Source organism: Streptomyces sp. NPDC046876 (genome assembly GCF_040645035.1).
Taxonomy (GTDB): Bacteria; Actinomycetota; Actinomycetes; order Streptomycetales; family Streptomycetaceae; genus Streptomyces.
Map to the genome: position 1 here is coordinate 8,514 of NZ_JBEYXK010000030.1, position 17,758 is coordinate 26,271.

The following is a 17,758-nucleotide window of genomic DNA, read 5'->3' on the forward strand; positions in this document are numbered from 1 at the left end:
CCTGGCGGCGGTGCCCGCCGTGTCTTCGGTGCGGGTGCGTGGGGGCTGGTCGCGCCGTTCCCCGCGCCCCTGGCGGCGGTGCCCGCCGTGTCTTCGGTGCGGGTGCGTGGGGGCTGGTCGCGCCGTTCCCCGCGCCCCTGGCGGCGGTGCCCGCCGTGTCTTCGGCGCGGGTGCGTGGGGGCTGGGCGCGCCGTTCCCCGCGGCACTGGGGGGCGGGGTCAGGGGGTGTGGGCTGGTTCGGGGGTGGGGGTGGGGGTGGGGGTGGTGGGGCGGGGGGTGGGTTTGGCGCCCAGGATCAGGAGGGCGCCCAGGGCGGCCACTGCGGCGCAGGCCGTCCAGTGGAGGGGGGCGCTGATTCCGTAGAGCAGGCCGCCCGCTGCCGGGCCGAGGGCTCCGCCAAGGGTGTGGGCGATGCCTTCCGCGCCCTGGTAGCGGCCGCGCAGGTGCGGCGGCGAGAACTCGGCCGGGTAGGCGTTGGCGATCGGCGTGTAGATCGTCTCGGCGACGGTCCACACGACCACGGTCAGGGCGAGCAGCCACACGCTCCGCACGGCTCCGGTGAGGGCCATGCCGAGGCCGAGCAGGGCCAGGCCGGCCGCGATGACCCGGCGCGGGTTGCGGCGCTCGGTGTGCTTGGTGAGCGGGAGCTCGATCACCACGCAGAGCAGGGCGTTCAGGCCGAGCAGCAGGCCGTAGGTCTTGTTGTCGAAGCCCGCGTCGGTGACGTGCAGCGGAAGGGTCGCGGTGGACTGCCCGTAGACGAAGGTCGCGGCGACCATCGAGCCGAGGAAGAGGAGGTAGGGGCGGTCGGAGAGGACCGTGCGGTAGCCGCCCTTCGGCGCGGTGGTCCCGGACGGTGCCTCGTGGGGCGTCGGCCGCCCGCCCGGGAGGGTCAGCAGGGCGAGGGCGCCGAAGGCGAAGGAGAACAGGGCGTCGCCGAGGAAGACGTACGTGTACGAGGCGCCGCTGAGCAGGCCGCCGACCAGCGGTCCGACGGCCATGCCCACGTTGATGGCGAGGCGCAGCACGGCGAAGGCCGTGACCCGCTGCCTCTCCGGGACCACGTCGATCAGCAGGGCGCCGGCCGCGGGCCGGTACAGCTGGGCGAAGACCCCGACGAGGCCGACCAGTGCGGTGATCGCGACCAGTCCGTGGGTCAGCGGGACGAGGGCGGTGGCAGCGCTGCTGCCGAACATCGACACCGCGATGGCGGTGCGCCGTCCGAAGCGGTCGGCGACGGTGCCGCCCACCGCATTGCCGACGAACGCGCCGACCCCGACCACGCCGAGGGCCGCGCCGGCCTGGAATGCGGAGAATCCCTGGGATACCAGGAACAGCACCAGGAATACGTTCAGGAAATTCCCGAATTTGATGAGGAACATTCCCGAGAAGATGACCCAGGCGCTTCTGGGCAGGTCACGCAATCGTCGGCGCAAGGGGTCCTCGCCGGCCATGGTGGGGCTCCTTCCCGATGGGGGGATGAGGTGGTGGGCACCATGGAAGCCACTGGTCAGCCGCATTGCCTAGGGCTGGTGGGTGGCACAAAACGTGCTGGCACATTCCTGCCCGGCGGGGCTCGCCGACCCCCGCCGCTGCGTCTTTTGTGCCGGGCATTCTTGTGCCAGCCCGAAAGCGTTCTCCGGGTCGGATTCCTGCGGCAGTGTTCTGGCCATGACCGAACACAAGCTTCTCGTCGTCGGCGGACGGATACAGACGCTGCGCAAAGCGGCGGCCCTCGGAATCCGCTTCGTGCTGATCCAGCACAAGGACCAGTTCGTGCCGGAGGCCGCGACTCTCGCCGAGGCCGTCCTCATCGCCGACTACACCGACTGGGACGTCACCCGCCCGCTGGTGGAGGCCGCGCACCGGGCCTACGGGTTCACCCGCGTCGCCTCGATCACCGAGCCGGGCCTGGTCCCGGCCGGGCGGATCAGCGACCACCTGGGGCTCGGCAACACCTCCGAGGAGGTCGCCGAGCTGCTGCGGGACAAGTACGCGATGCGCCGGCACCTGGCCGCGTCCGACTCGCCCGAGGTGCGGGCGCTGTCGGTGGCGGCGGCCGAGGTCGACGGCGCCGGGGCGCTGGCCGCGTTCGGCGCGGAGCACGGCTACCCGTTCGTGCTCAAGCCGGTCGACGCCACCGCCAGCCTGGGCGTCGTACGGATCGACGGGCCGGAGCAGGCCGCCGAGGCCTGGGCCGGGGTCGAGGCCCTGCGGGCCCGTACCGACCTGCAGTGGGGCTCGTTCTTCACGATCGGCCGGTTCATCGCCGAGCAGTACATCCCCGGGCCGGAGTACAGCGTCGAGACCTTCTCGTTCGCCGGCCGGCACATCGTCCTCGCCATCACCGAGAAGCTGACCGGCGACGGGTTCGTCGAGCTCGGCCACGCACTGCCGGCCCGGCTGGGCGCCGCGGACGAGAAGGCCGTCGAGGAGGCCGTCGCCCGCTTCCTGGACGCGGTCGGGCTCACCGACGGCGCCGCCCACACCGAGCTGCGGCTGTCCCCGTCCGGGCCGCAGATCATCGAGAGCCACAACCGGATGGGCGGCGACCGGATCTTCGACCTGCTGCGCTCCGCGTACGGCATCGACCTCGAAGAGTGGATCGTGGCCTGGCAGTTCGGGCTGATCCCGGCCCTCACCGAGCGCCCGACCGCCCGGCACGCCGCGGCCACCCGCTTCCTGTCCGCCGAGCCCGGCACCGTCGTGGAGATCCAGGGCGCCGAGGAGGCCCGGGCCCTGGACGGGGTCATCGACGTGGAGACCACCGTCCGGCCCGGCGACACCGTCGGGGAGCTGCGCGGCAACTGGGACCGGGTCGGCCAGGTACTGGCCACCGGTGCGGACACCGCGGCGGCCGTCGCCGCCGCCGAGCGGCTCACCGAGAAGGTCACCGTCGTCACCACCCCCCGTGCGGGCACGAGCGCCCCCACGAGCACCACGAGCACCGCCGGAAAGGCCTGAAGCGCGTCATGAAGATCCTGCTGATCATGCGGAACACGTACGCGTGGCACCGCGAGCACATCGAGACCCTCGAGCGGATGGGCCTGGAGATCCACCTCGCGACCAAGGTCGCGCAGGCCGCCGACGACGGCCGCTTCGCGAACGTGGTCCCGCTCCGCGAGGACCTCGAGGGCGCGGAGCTCGCCGAGTACTGCGCGGCCGCGGCCCGCCGCCTCGGCATCACCTCGGCGATCACCTTCTACGACAGCGACATCGCGGTCACCTCGCGGGTCAACGAGCTGCTCGGGCACTCCTGGCCGCGCCCGGGGGCCGACCTGATCTCCCGCGACAAGCAGCTCCAGCGCACCTTCCTCGCGGAGCACGGGCTGCCGGCGCCGCGCTTCGCGGGCGTCGTCGGCGTCGAGGCCGGCCTCGCGGCCGCCGAGGACTTCACGTACCCGTTCATCGTCAAGCCCAGCGCGCTGGCCGCCAGCATCGGGGTCAGCCTGGTGCGCGACCGGGCCGAGCTGGAGCGGGCGCTGACCGACGTCGCCCGCCTCGCCGAGGAGTGGGCGGGCTACTTCCCCAGCGACACCCCGGAGATCGCGCTGCTGGAGGAGTTCCTGCCGGGCAAGGAGGTCACCCTCGACGGGGTCGTCCTGGACGGCGCCTTCCACCTGGTGGGCGTCACCAACAAGATGCAGATGCCGGGCCCGTACTTCGAGGAGGACTTCTACACCCTGCCCTTCCGCACCCCGCAGGAGGAGCCCGGCCTCGTCGCGGTCGCCGAGGGCATCACGAAGGCGCTGGGCGTGCGCCACTGCCTGTTCAACGCCGAGTTCCGGCAGGACTCCGAGGGCCGCTACCAGGTGGTGGAGTTCGCCACCCGGATGAGCGGCGGCCAGAACTACCGCAACCTGCGCGAGGTCCACGGCATCGACCCGGTCCGGCTGTACGCCAAGGCGGTCCTCGCCGGCGACGACTCCGACGCGCTGGCCGCCCTGCTCGACGGCGAGGTGCCGCGGGCCGCCGTCCCGCGCGCCGCCACCTGCATCAAGTTCGCCTACCGGACCGGGACCCTGGTCCGCAACAACGCGGGCGACGCCGCGCACTCCCCGTACTTCCGCTCGTACATCCCCGCCTCCCGGCCCGGCGACCGGCTGCGGCGCGCCCCCGAGGGCTGGTACGAGATCGCCGGCTCCCTCGCGGTGGCCGCGCCCTACCGCAGTGCCGCCGACATCGACCGGGTGGAGCGGCTCGCCGCCGAGCTCGACGAGCGGCTCGACGTGCTCGTCGTACCGGGGCCGGCCCGGGCCGCCACCGCGCCGGCGGCCTGACCGGCCCCGGCCCCCGCCCCCGGCAGCCCGCCCGGCCCAACCGGCCCCAGTCATCCACACCCCGACGCGGAAAGAGCCCCACGTGCACGCCAACGACCCCGTGTTCCGCATGGGAATCACGGAGCCCACCGCCATCGACCCGTACAAGGCCCAGGAAGGGGAGGGGATCCTCGTCTGCAAGGCCCTGTTCACCGGGCTGCTCGCCCTCGACGAGGACGGCGCGCTCGTCCCCGCCACCGCCCGGTCCTGGGAGAGCGACCCGGACGCCACGACCTGGACCTTCACCCTGCGCCCCGACACGGTGTTCAGCAACGGCGAGCCAGTCACCGCCCACAGCTTCGTACGGGGCTGGGCGCGGGCCCTGGACCCCGAGGCCAACACGGAGACCGCCTACCACCTGGCGGGCGTGCGCTCCTTCACCGCCGTCGACGACACCACGCTCGTGGTGGAGCTGTCCGAGCCGGACGTGCAGTTCGACCTGAAGACGCTCCAGCCGATCTTCAGCCCGGTGCCGCAGTGCGCCGGCCCCGCGCTGGACCGCGCGTACAACGACATGCCGATCGGCAACGGCCCGTTCAAGATGGCCGGCCCCTGGGAGCACCACCGCGCGATCCGGCTGGAGCGCAACGACCTGTGGTTCGGCCCGGCGCCCGAGGTGCGCGAGGTGCACATCGACATCCTCGACCCGGTCACCGGCCTGGATGACGAGTACGAGCGCTTCCTCGACGGCATCTACGACTACGCCCGGATCCCCCCGGCCCGCACCGCCGAGGCGGCCGCGGGCGAGGGCTTCCTGGAGCAGGAGGGCGCGGGGCTGTTCTACCTGATCCCGTTCTGCCACCAGGCCCCGATGGACTCGCTGGACGCCCGCCGGGCCCTGTCGGCGGCCATCGACCGGCAGGGGCTGATCGACACCTACTTCCAGGGCCGGCGCACCGCGGCCCACTCGCTGCTCTCGCCCTGGTTCGGCAAGGCGCACACCCCGCGCGCCGAGTTCGCCGCCGATGCCGCCGCTGCCGCCGATAGCGCTGATGCGGATGCCGGCGCCGCGGACTGGACGGCGTACGACCCCGAGCGGGCCCGCCTCGCGGCGCTGCGGGCCGGGCTCGGCCCCGGCAGCCGGGTGGAGTTCGCGTACAACACGGGCGCCGGGCACGACGACTGGGTCGCGGCCCTCGCCCGGGGACTGGAGCACGAGCTCGGCTGGCGGGTCGCGCTGCTGCGGACCGACGCCCGCGGGCTGGTCGACCACCGCACCTCGATCGCGGCGGCCGGCTTCTGCCGGGCCGGCTGGGCCTGCGACTACCCGACGCCCGACAACATGCTCTTCCCGCTGCTGCACTCCTCGTGCACGGCGCCCGACGCCGACGGCACGGCCCACGGCGACAACGAAGGCCGCTACGTGAACCCGGAGTTCGACGCGCTGGTGGCGCGCGCCCGGGCCTCGACGGACCCGGCCGAGCGGGCCGACGCCTGGCGGCGCGCGGACCGGACCGCGATGGCGGACCTGGCGCTGGTCCCGCTCTGGTACCGCACCGACCAGCGGGTGCACGCCGCCGGGCGGATCACGGGCCTGCGGATCGACTTCGACGGAAACCCCACCCTCACCACTGTCAAGGCAAGGAAGACCACGCGATGAGCGCGACGACCACGACCGCGACGACCACTGCCCCGGCGGGCGGCGCCGCGAGCCCCGTCCACGACATCCTCGGCATCGGCTTCGGCCCGGCGAACCTGGCCCTCGCGATCGCCCTGGAGGAGCGCAGCTCGCCGCTCACGGCACGCTTCCTGGAGGCCCGGCCGAGCCCCGAGTGGCAGCCGGGGATGCTCTTGGACGGCTCCGACATCCAGAACCACCCCAGCCGCGACCTGGTCACCCTGCGCAACCCGCGCAGCCGCTACAGCTTCCTGAACTACCTGCACGAGCAGGGCCGGCTGCTGCGCCACCTCAACCTCCCCTCGGAGTTCCCGCTCCGCAAGGAGTACGCCGGCTACATCCGCTGGGCGGCGGGCTTCTTCTCGCACCTGGTCGACTGCAACCAGCGGGCCGAGCGCGTCGAGGTCGTCGAGGAGGCCGGCGAGCGCGTGTACGCCGTCACCACCCTGTCCGGCAGCCGCTACCTGGGCCGCACGCTGGTGATGGGCCCGGGCCGCACCCCGTACGTGCCGGCCCCGTACGACAGCCTGCGCACCCCGCGGATCTTCCACCTGACCCAGTACCTGCCCAAGCTGGCCGAGCTGACCGGCGACGGCCGCGAGCCGGAGTCGGTGGCGGTCATCGGCGGCAGCCAGAGCGCCGTCGAGCTCGCCCTCGACCTCAGCCGCCGCTTCCCGCGGGCCAAGGTGACGACGTACACGCGCTCGCACTCGCTGAAGCTGAAGGACACGAGCCCCTTCAGCGAGGAGGGCTACTTCCCCGAGTTCACCGACTACTACTTCCGGGCCCCGCGCGCGGGCAAGCAGGCGCTGGACGCGTACATGCACGGCACGAACTACTCCTCCGCCGACGGCGACGTGCTGCGCGAGCTGTACCTGACCATCTACGAGCAGGAGCTCGACGGCGACCAGCGGGTCTTCGTCCGCGGCAACCACGAGGCCGTCGGCGTGGCCCCGGAGAACGGCGACCGGATCGCCCTGGACTTCCTGGAGCGCACCACCGGAGAGCGGATCAGCGAGACCGTCGACTTCGCCGTCCTGGCCACCGGCTTCCGCAACATGGGGCCCGGCCCGCACGAGGAGCTGTGCCCGCCGCTGATGGCCCCGCTCGCGCCGCTGTTCGCCACCGAGCCCGACGGCCGCCTGGCGGTGAACGCCGACTACTCGCTCAGCCCGGTCGGCGACGGCACCCCGCCGCTCTTCCTCAACGGCCTGTGCGAGTCCAGCCACGGCATCGGCGACGCCGGCTCCTTCAGCCTGCTGTCCCTGCGCGCCGCGACCCTCACCGACGCCCTGACCGCCCGCCTGAGCGCCGCCCCCGCCGCCGACTGCGCCGCCGTCCTGGCCGCCGCCTGACCACCGGCCGACCGAACCGACCGATCGAACCGACCGACCGAACCGACCGACCGAACCGACCGACCGGATCCCGAAAGGACCACGTTCTGCCATGACCGCCACCATCGACACCCCGGTCGAGCCGGTCTACAGCGCTCCCGCCGTACGCGGCCCGCTGCCCGGACCGCGCAGCGCCGAGCTGCTGGACCGGCAGGCCGGCCGGGAGTCCAACTCCCGCTCGTACCCGCGCAAACTGCCGATGGCGATCCGCCGCGGCAAGGGCTCCTACGTGGAGGACCTCGACGGGAACGTCTTCCTCGACTTCCTCAGCGGCGCCGGCGTGCTCTCGCTGGGCCACAACCACCCCGAGCCGCTCGCGGCCGCCCACCGCCAGCTCGACGAGTTCGTGCACGGCCTGGACTTCCCGACCCCGGTCAAGGACGAGTTCACCGACCTGACCATCGGGATGCTGCCCGAGCCGATGCGCGAGCGGACCCGGATCCACTTCTGCGGGCCGACCGGCGCCAACGCCGTCGACGCCGCGCTGAAGCTGTGCAAGACGGCCACCGGGCGCGAGGAGGTCATCACCTTCCAGGGCGGCTTCCACGGGGCGACCCTGGCCGCGCTGAGCGTGACCGGCCTGGTCGAGCAGAAGGAGCCGGTCCGCGGCCGGATGCCGGGCGTGCACTTCTTCCCGTACTCCAACTGCCACAACTGCCCGCTCGGGCTGGTCCGGGACACCTGCCAGGTCAACTGTGCCGCGTTCCTGGAGAAGGCGCTGACCGACGTCAACGGCGGCATCACCCTGCCCGCCGCCGTGATCATGGAGCTGGTGCAGGGCGAGGGCGGCGTCATCCCCGCCGAGGTGGAGTTCGTCCAGCGCATCCGCGAGGTCACCCGGCGCCTGGGCATCCCGCTCATCGTGGACGAGGTGCAGAGCGGCTGCGGCCGCACCGGGACCTGGTTCGCGTTCGAGCAGTACGGCATCGAGCCCGACGTGGTCTGCGCCTCCAAGGCGCTGTCCGGGATGGGCCTGCCCGCCTCCGTGATCCTGTACGACGAGAAGCTCGACGTGTGGAAGCCGGGCGCGCACTCCGGCACCTTCCGCGGCAACCAGCCCGCCTTCGCCGCCGGCGTCGCCACCATGAAGGTCGTCCGGCGCGACCGGGTCCTGGAGAACGTCCGGGCCCGCGCAGACCAGCTGATGGTCCACCTCCAGGGCCTGCGCGCGCTCAGCCCGTACGTGGCCGACGTCCGCGGCCTCGGCCTGATGACCGGCGTCGAGCTGACCGACCCGGCCACGGGGCTGCCGGCCGACGCCCTCGCCAAGCGGGTCCAGTGGGAGGCCGTCAGCCGCGGCCTGATCATCGAGCTCGGCGGCCGCGACGACTGCGTCGTACGCATGCTGCCCCCGCTGAACTGCTCGGCCGAGGAGATCGACCACGCCGGGCGGATCATCCGCGAGGCCCTCGTCGCCGCCCTGGCCGCCCTCGACCTGCCGGCGGAGGCCGCCTGATGACGACGTACGACCGCACCCGCGACCACGGCAGCGACGGCACCGCCGTCCAGGACCTGGTGGTGGCCGGCTTCGGGCCCTCCGGGATCGCGCTCGCCGCCGCCGTCGAGGACCACGACGACGCCACCGGCGCCGCCCCGCTCGCCGCCCGCTACCTGGAGAAGGCCGCCGACTCCGCCTGGCAGCCCAACCTGGTCCTGCCCGGCACCGACATCCAGCACCACTTCCTGCGCGACTTCGCCACCCCGCGCGACGCCCGCTCCCGCTTCACCTTCCCCCACTACCTCCAGCAGAGCGGCCGCTTCTACCCGTTCACGCTGATGAGCGGCTACGTCAGCCGCCTGGAGTGGTCGGACTACGTCCAGTGGGCCGCCCGGCAGGTCCGCGGCACCGTCGAATACCACCGCGAGGTGCTGAGCGTCGAGCCGGTCGCCGACCCCGACGGCCGCGTGCGCACCGCCCGCGTCACCAGCAGGGACCCGCGCGACGGCTCCCTGCACACCGTCCTCGGCCGCAACATCGCCCTCGCCACCGGCCACGAGGCGTACGTACCGGAGCTGTTCCGCCCGCACCTGGGCGAGCGCGTCTTCCACGCCTCCCGGCTGCTGCCGGGCCTCGCCGCCCTCGGCGACGTCCCGCTGCGCAGCATCGCCGTGATCGGCGCCGGCCAGACCGCCGGCGAGATCGTCCTGCACCTGGCCGCGCAGCACCCCGACGCCGAGATCCACTCGGTCGTACGGCACGCCGGCTTCCGGATGTACGAACTCGGCCACTTCAGCAACGAGGTCTACTTCCCCGACGAGACCGACTACTTCTACGGCCTGGAGGGCGAGCAGCGCGAACGCGCCCTGGACCAGGCCCGCGCCACCAACTACGCGGCCGTCGACCCCGACGTGTCCACCGCCCTCTACCAGGCGGTCTACCAGGACCGGTTCACCGGCCGGCGCCGGCTGCACATGCACAAGCGGACCGAGGTCACCGCCGTCGGCCGCACCGCGGACGGCCGCATCCGGCTGGAGGCCGCGGAGGTGTTCACCGGCGACCGCACCACCCTCGACGCCGACGTGGTGATCGTCTGCACCGGCTACCGGGAGGCCGCACTGCCCCGCCAGCTCGCCCCGTTCGTGCCCCACCTGCGCCTGGACGGCAGCGGCCGGCCCGAGGTCACGCGCGCCTACCGGGCCGAGACCACCGCCGACTGCGAGGTCGGCATCTACCTCGACGGCCTCACCGAGTGGCGGCACGGCATCGGCAGCGCCACCTCCTTCAGCCAGATGGCCGCCAAGGCCGACACCATCCACCGCGATCTGCGCGCCCGCCTGCGCCGGCCCGCCGCGCCCGTCGCCGCCTGATTGGAACCCATACCCCATGCACATCTTCACCGCCCACGAGGACGACATGGTCTTCGAGGAGGCGTACAACGTCAGCGGCCGCCGCATCTTCCCCTGGCCCGAGGCCGTGGAGGAGCCCAACTGGGGCGGCGCCTGGGTCGACGTGGCGCCGGGCGCCACCTCCACCCCGCACGACCACGACGAGAACGAGATGTTCTTCATCGTCGAGGGCAGCGGAGTGATGCGCATCGGCGGCGAGACCCGCCGCGTGCGCGCCGGCGAGACCGTCTTCATCACCCCGCACCAGGACCACGACCTGACCAACGACGGCGAGGGCCGGCTGCGCTTCGTCACGATCTGGTGGGGCGGCTCGGAGGCCGTCGCCCGGGACCGCGCCAAGTGGGCCGCCGTCTTCGGCATCCAGGACCCGGGCGCAGACCCGGGCGCCCCGGCGGCCGCCGCCGTACCCGCCCCCGACCCGAACGCTCCGCAGCGGGGGGATGCATGAGCCCCATCGTCCACGCGCACGCCGACGCCATCGTCGTCGGCGGCGGGGTGATCGGTGCGGCCATCGCGCACCAGCTCGCCCTCGCGGGCGTCGGCCGGATCGTCCTGTGCGACCAGGGCCGGGTGAACGCCCAGGGCGCCACCTCCCGCTCCGGCGGCCTGCTGCGGCTGCACCACACGGCCGTCGCCGACACCCGTCTCGCCGCGCGCAGCCTGCCCGTCTTCGAGCAGTGGTCGGACATCATCGGCGGCTGCTGCGGCTACCGCCGCACCGGATTCGTCATGATCGTCGGCGAGAACCACGCCGACGACCTGCGCCACAACGCCGCCGCCGCGAGCGAGGCCGCCGGATACCGGCGCGTCGAGGTCATCGAACCCTCCGAGCTCCGGGAGATCTACCCCGGCCTGCGGACCGAGGGCGTGGCGCTCGCCGCGTACGAGCCGGAGGGCGGCTACGCCGACCCGATGGCCGCCTCCGCCTCCCTGCTGACGGCCGCCTACCGGCTCGGGGTCTCCCCGTCCGAGGGCATCCGCGCGATGAAGGTGCTGGAGAAGGGCGGCACCGTCACCGGCGTCCTCACCTCCATCGGCCGCATCGACGCCCCGCTGGTGGTCCTGGCCGGCGGAGCGTGGGGCTCCGCGCCGGCCGAGTACCTCGGCATCCACATCCCCGTCACCGCCCGCCGCATCGGCCTGGCCCAGGCCGAGCTGCCGGGCGCCGGACGCCGCGGATCCGCGGCCTCCGTACCGACCTGCATCGACGACACCACCGGCAGCTACTTCCGGCCCGACGGCCTGGACCGCTTCTACTTCGGCGTCCCCAGCAAGCCCGACACCGAGCTCGGCCGGGACGTCGAACCGCTCACCGAGGCCGAGCTCGAGGCCGCGATCGGCGCCATCGCGAACCGGGTCCCGGCCGCGGCCACCGCCCCGCTCGCCGGCACCCGCTCGGGCCTGGACGGCTACACCCCCGACAAGCGCCCGGTCGTCGGCGCGGCCGGCCCCGACGGCCTCTACCTGGCCCTCGGTTTCAGCGGCGGCGGCTTCAAGCTGGCGCCGGCCGTGGCCGAGCTCGCCGCGAAGGAGATCGTCGAAGGCGGGGCCGTGCCCGGCAAGGCGGTCCAGGAGCTGCTGGAGCCGTACCGGCCGCAGCGGTTCCTCGCGGGCCGCCCGATCCGCCCGGAGGCCCCGTATGACCACATGTGAGACCACGACCGAGGCCCCCGAGAGCGGCGAGACCACCGGGACCACCGAGACCGCGGAGCACGAAGGGACCGGCGGGGCCGGCGCCCGCCGCCCGCTGCGGGAGGTGCTGCGCGAGGACGTGCAGACCGTCCTCGACAAGGACCCCGCCGCCGGCTCCCGCGCCGAGGTGCTGCTCTACCCGCACATCCACGCCCTGTGGACGTACAGGATCGCGCACTGGCTGTGGGGCCGCGGCCACAAGGTCGCCGCCCGCGCCCTGTCCCTCCTCGCCCGCTCCGTCTCCGGCATCGAGATCCACCCCGGCGCACGGATCGGCCGCCGCTTCTTCGTCGACCACGGCACCGCCGTCGTGATCGGCGAGACCGTCTGCATCGGCGACGACGTGATGCTCTACCACCAGGTCACCCTGGGCTCGGTCGGCTGGTGGAAGGACCTGCGCCGGCCCTCCGGATCGCGGCGCCACCCCGTCGTCGGCGACCGCGTCGTCATCGGCACCGGGGCCAGCGTCCTCGGCCCCGTCACCATCGGCGCGGACTCCCGGATCGGCGCCCACTCCGTCGTCCTGGACGACCTGCCGCCGCGCAGCCGCGTCGTCGCCGCGGCCTCCGCCGCCCTGCCGCCGCTCGACACCGCGGCCCCCCTCGACTCCTCCGCCCTGATCGTCCCCGAAGGAACCCACGCCTCATGACCTCCTACGTCGTCACCAGCGCCCCGCCGAACCCCAACGGCGACCTGCACCTCGGCCACCTCTCCGGCCCCTTCCTCGGCGCCGACGTCCTGACCCGCCACCTGCGCCAGCGCGGCCACGACGTCCGCTACGTGGGCTACTCCGACGAGCACTCCTGCTACGTGCCGCGCCGGGCCGCCGAGATCGGCTCCACCGCGTACCCGACCGCGAAGCTCTTCGGCGACCGCATGGAGGAGACCCTCTCCCTGGGCGCCATGCACCACGACTGGTTCACCCGCCCGCTCACCGACCCGGTGCACACCGAGTTCGTCCAGCGGTTCTTCCTCGACCTGTGGGAGTCAGGCGCCCTGGAGGTGCAGGAGCTGCCCGTCTTCCACTGCGAGCCCTGCGACCGCTACCTGTACGAGGCCGAGGTGCGCGGCGCGTGCCAGTTCTGCGCCGAGCCCTCCGACGGCGTGTACTGCGAGGCCTGCGGCCTGCCCCAGGACCCGGCCGGCCTCGCCGCCCCCCGGTGCACCGCCTGCTGGACCCCGCCCGGTACGAAGACCCTGCGGCGCATCGTCTTCCCGCTGGAGCACTGGCGCGAGCGGCTCGAGGCCTACTACGCCGACGCGCAGGCTAAGGCGGAGTGGCGGCCCCGGCTGGTCGCCTACCTGGAGGGGCTGTTCGAGCGGGCGCTGCCCGACACCCCGATCAGCCGCGAGGCGGACTACGGCATCCCGGTCCCGCTGCCCGGCTGGGAGGGCCACGTCCTCGACACCTGGTTCAGCGGTATCTGGGGCTACGCGGCCGCCACGGCGCGCCTGGCCGAGGCGCGGGGCGACCGGTCGGAGTGGGAGCGGCTGTGGACCGACCCCGAGACCCGGATCGTCAACTTCATCGGCTTCGACTGCTCGTTCTCGCACGCCGTGCTGTGGCCGGCGCTGCTGCTCGCCTCGCCGGACGGTCTGACGCTGCCGGCGCAGGTCGTCATCAACGAGTTCTACCGGCTGGAGGGCGACAAGTTCTCCACCAGCCGCGGACACGCCATCTGGGGCGGGGAGTTCCTGCGCCGCGTGAACGCGGACGCGCTGCGGTTCCACCTGTGCCTGACCGGGCCGGAGCGGGCGCAGAACAACTTCTCGATGAAGGAGTTCGCCGACACCCTCAGCACGGTGCTGGCCGGGGCGCTCGAGCGGTGGACCGACACCGTACTGGACCTGCTGGCCCAGGACTTCGACTCCGTCCTCCCGGCGGCGGACGGGGTGGACGCGGGCCCCCTGGCCGCCGAACGGGCCGCCCTGCCCGGGCGGATCGCCGACGCGCTGGGCGCCGAGGCCTTCTCCCCGCAGCGCGCGGCCGACGCCCTGGCCGTGGTGGTCGAACGGGCCGACGCCGACCTGCGGGAGCTGCCCCTGCTGCGCGCCGCCGGCCGGCGCGAGGAGTACGCCGCCCGGCTCGCCGCGCACGCGGAGCTGCTGGCCGCCGTCGCGGTCACGGCGGCCCCCGTGATGCCGGGCTGGTCCGCCTTCCTCGCCGGGCACCTGGGCCTGCCGGTGGACCTCGCCACCCGGATGCCGTCGTGGGACGCCCTGGACGGCCGCCTCCTGCCCTCGGGCTCCCCCCTCCCGTCGGCCGTCCCGCTGTACTTCCACGAGCTGTCGTGACCCCGCAGCTGCCCGCCGCGGCGCCTGTCCCGGTGCGGGGAGCGGGTGTGCTCCAGGCGGCCCGGCAGGTGCTCCAGGGGGTGCTGGGGCTCGGGGCGTTGCTGCTGCCGCCGGTGCTCGCGCCGGTGCGCCCCGGGGTGGTGGCCGCGGTGGCCGCGGTGCTGGCCGGGTGGTGTCTGCTGGCGGCCTTCGCCGGGGGGACCTCGGGCCCGGGCGCCGTGGGGTTCGTACGGGAGCGGCTCGGGCCCCGGGCGGCCCGGGCGGCCACCGCGCTGTACTTCGGCGGCTTCGCCACCGGCCAGGCGGCCGTGGCCCTGGGCGCGGCGGGCTTCGCCACGGCCGCGCTGACGGCCGCCGGGGCCGGGGCGGGCGCCGCCGACGGCGACTCCGGCTGGCGCTCCTGCGCGGTGGCCGGCGGCGTCCTGGCCGCCGCCGCGGGGCACGCCTGGATCGGCCCGCGCGGGCCGTCCCCGGCCGCCCGGCGGCTGCGGCTCGCCGCCGTCCTCGCTCTGGCCCTCGGCTGGCGGGCGCTCGGCGGGGTCCCGGCCGCCGGGCCCGGTACCGGGGGCTGGGCCGGCGCCCTGGTGGCCGTGCCCCTGCTCTTCGGCTGGGTCGGGCTCGAAGGCGCCGTCCCAGGCCCGGCCCGCCGCCGCCCGGCCGCTCTGGCCGGGACCCTGCTGGGCCTGGCAGCGGCAGCCGCGCTGTACGCCGTACTGCTGAACCCGCCGCCCGCGGCCGCCCCGCCGCACCCGGCCGCCGCGGCCGCCCTCGGAGCCGCCTGCGCCGTGCTGTGCTGGGCGTACTGCCGCACCAACCTCCAGGCCGCCGCGGTCCGTTGGACCGAGCTGACCGGGCGCTCCCGGCGCGGCGGCGTCCTCGCCGCAGCGCTGGTCGCCCTCGCCGCCCTGGCCCTCGCCGGGGCCGCCCGCCTGGGCGTGTCCGCCCTGCTGCTCGGCCCGGGGGCCGCCACCGCGGCCCTGTTCTGCCTCATCGCCCTGGCGGCCCTGCGCCGCCCCCGTCCGAAGGAGTCCGTCCACCATGACCACCACCACCGCGACCGCGTCCTCGAAGGTGCTGCGCGTCCCGCCGGCTGACCCGCAGACCGCAGCAGCCCACTTCCACCGCCGCTTCACCTTCGAGGCCGACGTCGCCGACGTCCACGCCGACGTGGAGTCCGCCGCGGGCGGCTTCGTCCTCGTCGACAGCCGCAGCGCCGAAGCCTGGGCGCAGGGCCACATCCCCGGCGCCGTGCACCTGCCCACCGACGGGATCACGGCCCGCGCCGCCGACCTCGTACCGCCGGGCAGCGTGGTGGTCACCTACTGCTGGGGCCCCGGCTGCAACGGCGCGACCCGCGCGGCCTACGAGTTCGCCGCCGCCGGCTACCGCGTCAAGGAGATGCTGGGCGGCTTCGAGTACTGGTCCCGGGAGGGCTTCCCGGTCGAGGACGCCGCGGGCCTGCGCCGCTCCGCGCCGGACCCGCTGACCGCCCCGGTCTCGGGCGGCGGCGCGTCCTGCGGCTGCTGAGGGCCGACCCGGAGCGGGCCCGGCTCAGAGCAGGCCCTCCTCCACGGCCCGCTGCCCGAGCTGGAACCGGCTTTGCGCGTCCAGCTTCTCCATCAGCTCCGAGATCAGCCGCCGCTCGCTGCGCAGGGATATCCCCAGCCGGCGGGCGGCGGCCTCGTCGGTGTAGCCCTGGGCCAGCAGCCGCAGCAGCTCGCGCGGCTGCGAGCCGGGGTCGTCCAGGCTGCGCCGCGGCGGCTCCCCGAACGGCAGCGCGGTCTCCCACACCGAGTCGAACAGCGCGCAGAACGCCGCGACGGCCCCCGGCTCCCGCAGCAGCACCGCGCCCAGCGCACTGTCGGCCGGGTCGATCGGCAGCAGCGCGAACTCCCGGTCGGCGATGACCATCCGCATGGGCAGCGACGGCACCGTCCGCACCTCGCCGCCCCGTTCGGTCAGCCAGCGGGCGTGCTCGAGGCTGGCGGGGTCGTTGCGGATCGCGTCCTGGTAGATGGTCCGGATCTTCACCCCGCGCCCGATGAGCTCCTCGGTGATCGGCTCGCTGGCCCTGAACTGGGCCGCCGGAACGGGCCCGCCGGGGTGGAAGCTGATCGACTCGCGGCGCGTACGGGCGGACAGCTCGCTCAGTTTGGCCCGGACCGCCTCGACTCCGAGGAACCGCTGCGCTTCCTGCGAGGGCTGGGCCGGGTGGAGTTCGGCGTACTGCGACAGCAGCGCGCTGGCCGCGGCCTGGCTCTCGGCGAGGGCCCGGTGCCGCTGGGCGATCTCCGCCTGCTGGTGGGCCAGCAGCGAGTCGAGCGCGGCCTTGGGGTTCACGGCGCGCAGCCGGCCCGAGGTCCGCCAGGACGGGTCGAGCAGCGAAAGCCGCGTCAACTCCTCCAGGTCCGCGCACACCTCGTCCTCGGCGCGCGCTAGCTCCGTCGCGACGTCGGCAACGGCGAGATCCGGCCGTCTGAGGACGAGTCGGTAGAGCGCGTCCGAGCGCTCGGTCAGCCCAAGAGAAACCAACAAAGTGAGCCCCCCAGCTCGCGGTTCGGAGCGGCAGCACGGGCGCGGACCGACAACGCTGGCGGCAGGATGCGCGGCCCTCCGAGGGCCGATCTTGCACCCAGGATTGTCCATACCAGCCACGGCCCGCACAAACGCCGTCCATCACGCGGACACGGGATGCCGGTCCGCGGACGTCTGGCACGGTTGTGTCAGATTCCTTTGTGCCATGTGAAAACCGGCGACAGGGGCCCGCCCGGCTGGGCACGATGGCGGCACGCCGGACGCCAGATCCGGCCAACCGCCCACCGTCCGCCCCGGTTCGATAAGAGGCCCCCTGCCATGCGTCGCAAGCTCGTCACCCTCATCACCGTCACCGCCGCCGCACTGATCGCCGTCATCGGTACGAGCGGCACCGGCCAGGCCGACGGCCTGCGGCCCGCGGCGGCCACGGCGCCCGTCCTGGGCGAGCCGGGCTGGTCGGTCGTGACCCCGCAGGAGCCGGGCTGGTCCTGAAAAACGCAGGAGCGCCCCGCCGGGCCGAAACCCGCCGGGGCGCTCCACAAGCCGTAGGCCATGTCGGACTCGAACCGACAACCAACGGATTAAAAGTCCGCTGCTCTGCCAATTGAGCTAATGGCCCTCACGTGCTCACCCCAGAGCATAGCCGGAGAGCACCGGCAGGCCGATCGAGTATCGGCTTACCGGCCCCGACGGCGCGTCCGCCGAGCGAAAGGGCCCGTCCGACACCTCGTGTCGGACGGGCCCTTTCGCTCGGGTCAGCTCAGTGCTGCCGCAGGTCAGCCGTTGCGCTTCCAGCGCGGCTTGTCGTCGCGGCGGCCGCCGAAGGAGCCGTTGCCGGACGGGCGGTCGTCGCGGCGGAATCCGCCACGGTTGTCGTCACGGCGGTCGTCGCGGCGGAAGCCACCCGACGGACGGTCGTCGCGGCGGAAGCCGCCGCGGTCACCGCGGTCGTCACGGTTGAAGCCACCCGACGGGCGGTCATCGCGGCGGAAGCCACCGGACGGACGGTCGTCACGGCGCTCGTCGCGACGGAACCCGCCGGACGGGCGGTCGTCGCG

The 17,758-nt window shown here is 74.1% G+C and carries 15 protein-coding genes, 1 tRNA gene and 1 pseudogene; 13 read left to right on the forward strand and 4 right to left on the reverse strand.

Annotated elements, in window-relative coordinates:
* Positions 1-218 precede the first annotated feature (218 nt).
* Complete coding sequence (locus tag ABZ924_RS18210) at positions 219-1,454, reverse strand: MFS transporter (protein WP_361910260.1); 1,236 nt, start codon at positions 1,452-1,454, stop codon at positions 219-221.
* Between the two features lie 217 nt (positions 1,455-1,671).
* Between ABZ924_RS18210 and ABZ924_RS18215 the strand changes: the two genes are divergently transcribed.
* The 12 genes from ABZ924_RS18215 to ABZ924_RS18270 all read left to right on the forward strand — a co-directional run bounded on the left by ABZ924_RS18215 (position 1,672) and on the right by ABZ924_RS18270 (position 15,692).
* Positions 1,672-2,964 (forward strand): ATP-grasp domain-containing protein, encoded by a 1,293-nt coding sequence (locus tag ABZ924_RS18215; protein WP_361910263.1) that lies wholly within the window; start codon positions 1,672-1,674, stop codon positions 2,962-2,964.
* An 8-nt stretch (positions 2,965-2,972) separates the two neighbouring features.
* Positions 2,973-4,280 (forward strand): ATP-grasp domain-containing protein, encoded by a 1,308-nt coding sequence (locus tag ABZ924_RS18220; RefSeq protein WP_361910266.1) that lies wholly within the window; start codon positions 2,973-2,975, stop codon positions 4,278-4,280.
* A gap of 82 nt (positions 4,281-4,362) precedes the next feature.
* Complete coding sequence (locus tag ABZ924_RS18225) at positions 4,363-5,919, forward strand: ABC transporter substrate-binding protein (protein WP_361910270.1); 1,557 nt, start codon at positions 4,363-4,365, stop codon at positions 5,917-5,919.
* Positions 5,916-7,292: a SidA/IucD/PvdA family monooxygenase gene (locus ABZ924_RS18230; protein ID WP_361910273.1), complete on the forward strand. Its 1,377-nt coding sequence runs from the start codon at positions 5,916-5,918 to the stop codon at positions 7,290-7,292. The genes ABZ924_RS18225 and ABZ924_RS18230 overlap by 4 nt, the downstream gene beginning before the upstream one ends.
* A gap of 91 nt (positions 7,293-7,383) precedes the next feature.
* Positions 7,384-8,787 carry a diaminobutyrate--2-oxoglutarate transaminase family protein gene (locus ABZ924_RS18235; RefSeq protein WP_361910276.1) on the forward strand — a complete coding sequence of 468 codons (1,404 nt, stop codon included), beginning with the start codon at positions 7,384-7,386 and terminating at the stop codon, positions 8,785-8,787.
* Positions 8,787-10,139: a SidA/IucD/PvdA family monooxygenase gene (locus ABZ924_RS18240; RefSeq protein WP_361910279.1), complete on the forward strand. Its 1,353-nt coding sequence runs from the start codon at positions 8,787-8,789 to the stop codon at positions 10,137-10,139. The genes ABZ924_RS18235 and ABZ924_RS18240 overlap by 1 nt, the downstream gene beginning before the upstream one ends.
* Before the next feature lie 16 nt (positions 10,140-10,155).
* Positions 10,156-10,626 (forward strand): cupin domain-containing protein, encoded by a 471-nt coding sequence (locus ABZ924_RS18245; RefSeq protein ID WP_361910282.1) that lies wholly within the window; start codon positions 10,156-10,158, stop codon positions 10,624-10,626.
* Positions 10,623-11,831, forward strand: a complete 1,209-nt coding sequence (locus ABZ924_RS18250; RefSeq protein WP_361910284.1) for an FAD-binding oxidoreductase — start codon at positions 10,623-10,625, stop codon at positions 11,829-11,831. Before ABZ924_RS18245 ends, ABZ924_RS18250 begins: the two co-directional genes overlap by 4 nt.
* On the forward strand, positions 11,818-12,519 hold the full coding sequence (epsC, locus tag ABZ924_RS18255) for a serine O-acetyltransferase EpsC (RefSeq protein WP_361910287.1): 702 nt from the start codon (positions 11,818-11,820) through the stop codon (positions 12,517-12,519). The genes ABZ924_RS18250 and epsC overlap by 14 nt, the downstream gene beginning before the upstream one ends.
* Positions 12,516-14,165: a class I tRNA ligase family protein gene (locus ABZ924_RS18260; RefSeq protein WP_361910290.1), complete on the forward strand. Its 1,650-nt coding sequence runs from the start codon at positions 12,516-12,518 to the stop codon at positions 14,163-14,165. Before epsC ends, ABZ924_RS18260 begins: the two co-directional genes overlap by 4 nt.
* Positions 14,162-15,259, forward strand: coding sequence for a hypothetical protein (locus ABZ924_RS18265; RefSeq protein ID WP_361910293.1), 1,098 nt, complete (start codon positions 14,162-14,164; stop codon positions 15,257-15,259). Before ABZ924_RS18260 ends, ABZ924_RS18265 begins: the two co-directional genes overlap by 4 nt.
* Positions 15,204-15,692: a rhodanese-like domain-containing protein gene (locus ABZ924_RS18270; RefSeq protein WP_361910296.1), complete on the forward strand. Its 489-nt coding sequence runs from the start codon at positions 15,204-15,206 to the stop codon at positions 15,690-15,692. The genes ABZ924_RS18265 and ABZ924_RS18270 overlap by 56 nt, the downstream gene beginning before the upstream one ends.
* Before the next feature lie 24 nt (positions 15,693-15,716).
* Here ABZ924_RS18270 and ABZ924_RS18275 read toward each other — a convergent pair whose 3' ends face one another.
* Complete coding sequence (locus ABZ924_RS18275) at positions 15,717-16,700, reverse strand: helix-turn-helix transcriptional regulator (RefSeq protein WP_361910298.1); 984 nt, start codon at positions 16,698-16,700, stop codon at positions 15,717-15,719.
* 318 nt (positions 16,701-17,018) lie between these two features.
* Between ABZ924_RS18275 and ABZ924_RS18280 the strand changes: the two genes are divergently transcribed.
* On the forward strand, positions 17,019-17,192 hold the full coding sequence (locus ABZ924_RS18280) for a hypothetical protein (RefSeq protein WP_361910301.1): 174 nt from the start codon (positions 17,019-17,021) through the stop codon (positions 17,190-17,192).
* A gap of 54 nt (positions 17,193-17,246) precedes the next feature.
* On the opposite strand, the gene ABZ924_RS18285 is transcribed toward ABZ924_RS18280, so the two are convergent.
* Both ABZ924_RS18285 and ABZ924_RS18290 read right to left on the reverse strand, forming a co-directional pair.
* Positions 17,247-17,319: transfer RNA gene (locus ABZ924_RS18285), tRNA-Lys, on the reverse strand.
* Between the two features lie 157 nt (positions 17,320-17,476).
* Positions 17,477-17,758: pseudogene (locus ABZ924_RS18290) on the reverse strand (RNA helicase); the annotation flags it as partial.

Excerpts from the sequence above, each read along its gene's own strand:
- ABZ924_RS18210 (WP_361910260.1), bottom strand. The coding sequence starts at position 1,454 with ATGGCCGGCGAGGACCCCTTGCGCCGACGATTGCGTGACCTGCCCAGA.
- ABZ924_RS18215 (WP_361910263.1), top strand. The coding sequence starts at position 1,672 with ATGACCGAACACAAGCTTCTCGTCGTCGGCGGACGGATACAGACGCTG.
- ABZ924_RS18220 (WP_361910266.1), top strand. The coding sequence starts at position 2,973 with ATGAAGATCCTGCTGATCATGCGGAACACGTACGCGTGGCACCGCGAG.
- ABZ924_RS18230 (WP_361910273.1), top strand. The coding sequence starts at position 5,916 with ATGAGCGCGACGACCACGACCGCGACGACCACTGCCCCGGCGGGCGGC.
- ABZ924_RS18235 (WP_361910276.1), top strand. The coding sequence starts at position 7,384 with ATGACCGCCACCATCGACACCCCGGTCGAGCCGGTCTACAGCGCTCCC.
- ABZ924_RS18240 (WP_361910279.1), top strand. The coding sequence starts at position 8,787 with ATGACGACGTACGACCGCACCCGCGACCACGGCAGCGACGGCACCGCC.
- ABZ924_RS18245 (WP_361910282.1), top strand. The coding sequence starts at position 10,156 with ATGCACATCTTCACCGCCCACGAGGACGACATGGTCTTCGAGGAGGCG.
- ABZ924_RS18250 (WP_361910284.1), top strand. The coding sequence starts at position 10,623 with ATGAGCCCCATCGTCCACGCGCACGCCGACGCCATCGTCGTCGGCGGC.
- epsC (WP_361910287.1), top strand. The coding sequence starts at position 11,818 with ATGACCACATGTGAGACCACGACCGAGGCCCCCGAGAGCGGCGAGACC.
- ABZ924_RS18260 (WP_361910290.1), top strand. The coding sequence starts at position 12,516 with ATGACCTCCTACGTCGTCACCAGCGCCCCGCCGAACCCCAACGGCGAC.
- ABZ924_RS18270 (WP_361910296.1), top strand. The coding sequence starts at position 15,204 with ATGACCACCACCACCGCGACCGCGTCCTCGAAGGTGCTGCGCGTCCCG.
- ABZ924_RS18280 (WP_361910301.1), top strand. The coding sequence starts at position 17,019 with ATGCGTCGCAAGCTCGTCACCCTCATCACCGTCACCGCCGCCGCACTG.